The sequence below is a fragment of the Paraburkholderia sp. JHI2823 genome (assembly GCF_038900695.1).
GTDB classification, from domain to species: domain Bacteria; phylum Pseudomonadota; class Gammaproteobacteria; order Burkholderiales; family Burkholderiaceae; genus Paraburkholderia; species Paraburkholderia mimosarum.
The window spans coordinates 1-4,520 of the sequence record NZ_JAYMRY010000101.1; the positions used below are offsets into that span (position 1 = coordinate 1).

The window sequence follows — 4,520 nt, forward strand, 5'->3', positions numbered from 1 at the left end:
CTGACTCATCGGCAAGCCGTAAAAATCCGCAAGCTGATCATCGAGCGGATGCCGGATCAACTGTCGATGCCGTTCTACCTGTGGACCCGCGAATCGGTCGCGCAACTGATCGAAAGGCAGTACGGCAAACTGCTGCGCCACGGTTCGCTCGGACTGAACTGCATATCAATTATCTTGATGTTAATTGTCTTGTTTCTCTCTTGTCCACGCAGCAAAATGTACCGCACGGTGCGCGCTAACCAATTGGACTCGCAAAGGTTGAGAGATTGATTGGTAATGGATGGCACCTCTTAAATCACTAGGATCTCGTGTGGCCGTTGAGCTACTGACTTCTCAAGAATGGTTGGACACCTTCGTACGCCGTGCATCACGACGCGTTTCCTCTTTCTCCTTCGGAAATGGATATGGCAGAACTCGTAAAAATTACCAACGACAACCTTGGTACTGTGCAGATTTGGGGGTTCCATGGGGAATGTAGCGTAAGGGACGTCGCAGCGGCTCTTGAGAAGATCGCTGCAGGGCTAAAGGGCGACAGCCATACGATTCACGTAATGTCGGGCACCCACGGCTATTGCGGCGTGGGACAAGTCGGTGCTGTCGCAACGCGCGAGCAAAGGTTTGCGGAAGAAGATCGGGCTCTCGCCCATCCCGTGACGGCAGACAACAAGGCCATTGCTGTGGCTGTCCACGACTTCAATACAAACAAACTGCCGGCTCCCGACTATGTGTCAGCTGCAATGGCCAAGCTCAACAAGGACATCCGCAACATCGTGGCAGAGACGCCCGGGACTCCTACATTTCTGCTCGCCTATTGCTGCAGTGCAGGCACGAAGTAGCGGTGATGAGTTCCCCGTGGTTTTGTCTTCGAGTCGCCCTCGGAGTCGTACAACCAATCCACTGCCCGCTCAGCCCGAGCCAGAATGGATGCCGTTCCGTTGAGGTCAAACACATCCAAAGCCAATCGCTCGAAATTGTGGCCGCCTGGAAGAGGCTTATCCAGGTTCCTCTGGCGGTGTCGCAATAAGGAAGCTGACCGACGAAGACGCCGAAATATAGAGGAGTGTTTATGCATAGAGCGAGTAGAACGCCTGGACGGGAGAGAGTACCCTACCGCCATCGTTCATCTGGGCTTTGCGAATCAAAACCCGTTGGCCTCCGCCAATCCCGTCCGACCTCAGAGTCCTTGCGACCTCGAATCGGGCAAGGCCACGCGCCGCTGCGCTTAGCCGCACCTCGTCGAACAGCCAACCCGACACTGAATCACGATGACCTCCTTCGAACACATCTCCAGTCACCCCATCCTGGATCTACGCGCGCAGCTCGAGCAATACCTAGACCCCGCATCCGGAGCACGGCATGTACATTTGGCCAGCGACCAGGAAGAGTTCGCTTTCCTGGTGGGCTTTCCGACGGTTCCGCAAGCTAGCGACGGGCGTGCCCATATCCTCGAGCATCTCGCACTGTGCGGCTCGGAGCGTTTCCCGGTGGCGGACCCGTTTTTCGCAATGCTGCGGCGCTCAACGGCGACTTTCATGAATGCGATGACGTACCCCGACCGCACGGTCTATCCGTTCGCGAGTACCGATCGCACCGACTTCTTCAATCTGCTCGACGTCTATCTTGACGCGACTTTCTTCCCCAAGCTCGATTACCTTAGCTTCCGTCAGGAGGGCTGGCGCCATTCCTTCAAGGACGATCGCCTGGTCCGTCAAGGTGTAGTGCTCAACGAGATGAAGGGCGCGTTTGGCAATCCGCTGAGCATCCTGTACTCCGGCCTCAACAAGGCTCTGTTCCCCGGAACGTCCTACGCCGAGAACTCCGGTGGCGACCCGCTCGTCATTCCGGAGCTTTCACACGAAATGCTGCTGGAGTTCCACGCCAGCCACTACCACCCTTCGCAGGCGATGTTCATGAGCGCTGGTCGAATCGAGGCAAAGGAGATTCAGGCCAAGCTCGTTGAGCGCGTGCTCTCACGCCGCACGGGACGGTGCCCGGCGCGCCGGCCAGAGCGGGCTGCTGACTGGATAGCACCGCGCCGCGCTCAGGTCAGAGTACCGTCGGCTAAAGCGCGCCCTGACGAACATGGCTTGCAGCTCACCTGGCGCTTCGGCGAATCCGCCGACCCGCTAGCCACTGCACGACTTCGGCTAGTGAGCCACGGCTTGCTTGGCGACGCCTCCGCGCCGGTGATGAAGGCCATGCAATCGGCCGGCTTTGGCCGACCAAGCCAGATGAACTTCGTCGACAGCGGCCTGCGCCAGCTTGTGCTGCATATTGGCATGGAAGGATTGACCGAGACACAGGTGGAGCGAGCAAAGAGCTGTATCGAGCAAGCCCTCGAGGACGCCGCAACTGACGGCGTTCCGGTGGATGTCCTCAAAACCGCACTGCGCGACATGCGCTTTGCACAGCGCGAGATTCAGGGGGGCACCATCCCGGACGCACTGCGCCGGTTGCTTGACGCCGTACCCGTGCTGATGAATGGAGGCGATGTCGCAGCGGCATTCGATATCGAACCCGTGCTTCAGCAACTCGAGAAAGAGATTGAGGCCCCAGCCTTCTTCACGCGTGCCGTCCGTGAGCTAATCAATCACCCGAATCTTCTGGCCACGCACGTGATTGCAGATGCCGACTTCGCGACTCTGCGCGAGGCGCAGGAAGCCAAGGCGCTTGCGCTGAAGGAGCGCGAACTGAGCGACGACGAGCGCCGCCAGATCGGCGCCGAGGAGGCCGCTCTGGCTGAACACCGCAAGGCTCGAAGCAACACCGATGTACTGCCTTGCGTTCAGCCGAGCGAACTCAGGCATGAGCCCATCGCGTTCCCAGAGATTCAACATCAGCATAGCTCGATTAGCGTCGTCGGTGCCGCCACCAACGGCATCACCTATGCGACCACGCTTTTCGATCTGAGCACGGCCCCGAAGGACGATTGGCCTTGGCTATCCCTGTACGCCGACATCGTGCCGGACCTCGGGACTGGTAGTTTGGGATTTGAAGAAGCGGGTCGATGGCGCCGGCGTCAGGTGTCCTCGTTATCAATGACGCTGGACGCCTTGGTGGAGGCCGGTTGCACGAGCCTGACGCCGCAACTGAACGTTCATGCCTCCGCGCTGACTGAGGACGAAGCCGGAATCACCTCCGCCATCGCGGCGTGGACCTTGGTGCCGCGATTCGATGAACTCGACCGCATCTCGTTTTTGACCAAAGCGCGCGTCGCCCGTAAAGTCAACGGCTTAGCAGCGGCGGCCGGCCAGTACGCTTCGCTGGCCGCGGCCGCGCCCTACTCGATTCGTCGACAATTTGCCCACCGCGTGCACGGCCTAGCCTCTCTGCCATTCGTCGCCGCGCTAGGCAAGATGCTGGAGTCGCCGGAGGGCGTTCAAGCTATCGCCGACCACCTGAAGCGCATTCACCAGCTGTTGCGGGAGGTGCCCAATCGCGTCATTTGGGTCGGCCTGAACGGATCGTCGCTCGAGGCCTCGAAGGCATTGGACCTGCGCCCCTCTCGGGCGGCCAGACCGGGTGCATCTGACGCGATCTCGCGTGCTCATGAAGTCGCCAACGTGGCCTTACGTGTGGCAAGCCAGGTGAACCATTGCCACATTGCATGGGCCGCGCCTAGTGCCGAGCATCCCGATGCTGCGCCTCTCGCCGTTGCCGCCGAGCTCCTGACCCATCTTGCGCTGCACCGCAAGCTGCGCGAAGAGGGGGGAGCCTACGGCGGCTGGGCCAGATATAGCGCGGCGGATGGCCTTTTTACGATGAGTTCGTTTCGCGATCCCCGGCTGGCGGGCACCTACGCGGATTTCGCGGGCTCGGTGCGCGAGATCCAGGACGCAAGCTTTAGCCAACAGACCCTCGACGAAGCCATCATCTCAGTCATCAAGCAACTCGACAAACCTCGGGCACCATATGCTCTCGCCAGTGCCGCCGATCGTTCGGAGCGTCGCGGTGTGACGCAGGAGATGCGCCGAGCCTTCCGCCAACAAGTGCTCGCCTGCACTTTGATGCAAGTCAAGGAGGCGCTCGCTCGCTGGCTACCCCCGCAAGCGGCTAGCCGTGCCGCCGCTGTGGGAAATGCAAACCAGGATCTCTGCGGAATGTCTGTGATCGAGGTAGCTGACCTTGTAAATTGATTCAAGTCCGTCTCGCAGCTGTCGCTATCTCAGGTGACAAAGTAGTCTCCACCACTCGTTTGGTGGGGCCTACTGTGTCCACTTTGGCACCATCGGGGTTTTGATAATCATATAGCCGGCCTCCCGCCGTTCGACTCGAACGGCGGGCGTACAGTCAGGGTGGGAACACCGACGTGACGCACAGGAGGCCGGCATGAACAAGTTTAGTGGAATCGACCTGCACTCGAACAACAGTGTCGTCGTCGTCAGCGATGACGCTGACCGGGTTCTCTACCAGCGACGGTTACCGAACGATCCTGTCCAGATCCGGGCGGCGCTGGCGCCGCACCGCGAAGATCTGGTGGGAGTGGTCATTGAAGCAACGTACAACTGGTACTGGCTTGT

At 59.8% G+C, this 4,520-nt stretch carries 2 protein-coding genes and 2 pseudogenes; all 4 read left to right on the forward strand.

Annotated elements, in window-relative coordinates; translation table 11 throughout:
- Positions 1–270: pseudogene (locus tag VSR34_RS37440) on the forward strand (hypothetical protein); the annotation flags it as partial.
- A gap of 134 nt (positions 271–404) precedes the next feature.
- Positions 405–836: a hypothetical protein gene (locus VSR34_RS37445; RefSeq protein ID WP_342965119.1), complete on the forward strand. Its 432-nt coding sequence runs from the start codon at positions 405–407 to the stop codon at positions 834–836.
- A 429-nt stretch (positions 837–1,265) separates the two neighbouring features.
- Positions 1,266–4,136 carry an insulinase family protein gene (locus tag VSR34_RS37450; RefSeq protein WP_342965120.1) on the forward strand — a complete coding sequence of 957 codons (2,871 nt, stop codon included), beginning with the start codon at positions 1,266–1,268 and terminating at the stop codon, positions 4,134–4,136.
- 193 nt (positions 4,137–4,329) lie between these two features.
- Positions 4,330–4,520: pseudogene (locus tag VSR34_RS37455) on the forward strand (IS110 family transposase); the annotation flags it as partial.

Bases quoted from the DNA above. Each gene is read 5' to 3' on its own strand.
- VSR34_RS37450 (WP_342965120.1), top strand. From the start codon at position 1,266: ATGACCTCCTTCGAACACATCTCCAGTCACCCCATCCTGGATCTACGC.
- VSR34_RS37445 (WP_342965119.1), top strand. From the start codon at position 405: ATGGCAGAACTCGTAAAAATTACCAACGACAACCTTGGTACTGTGCAG.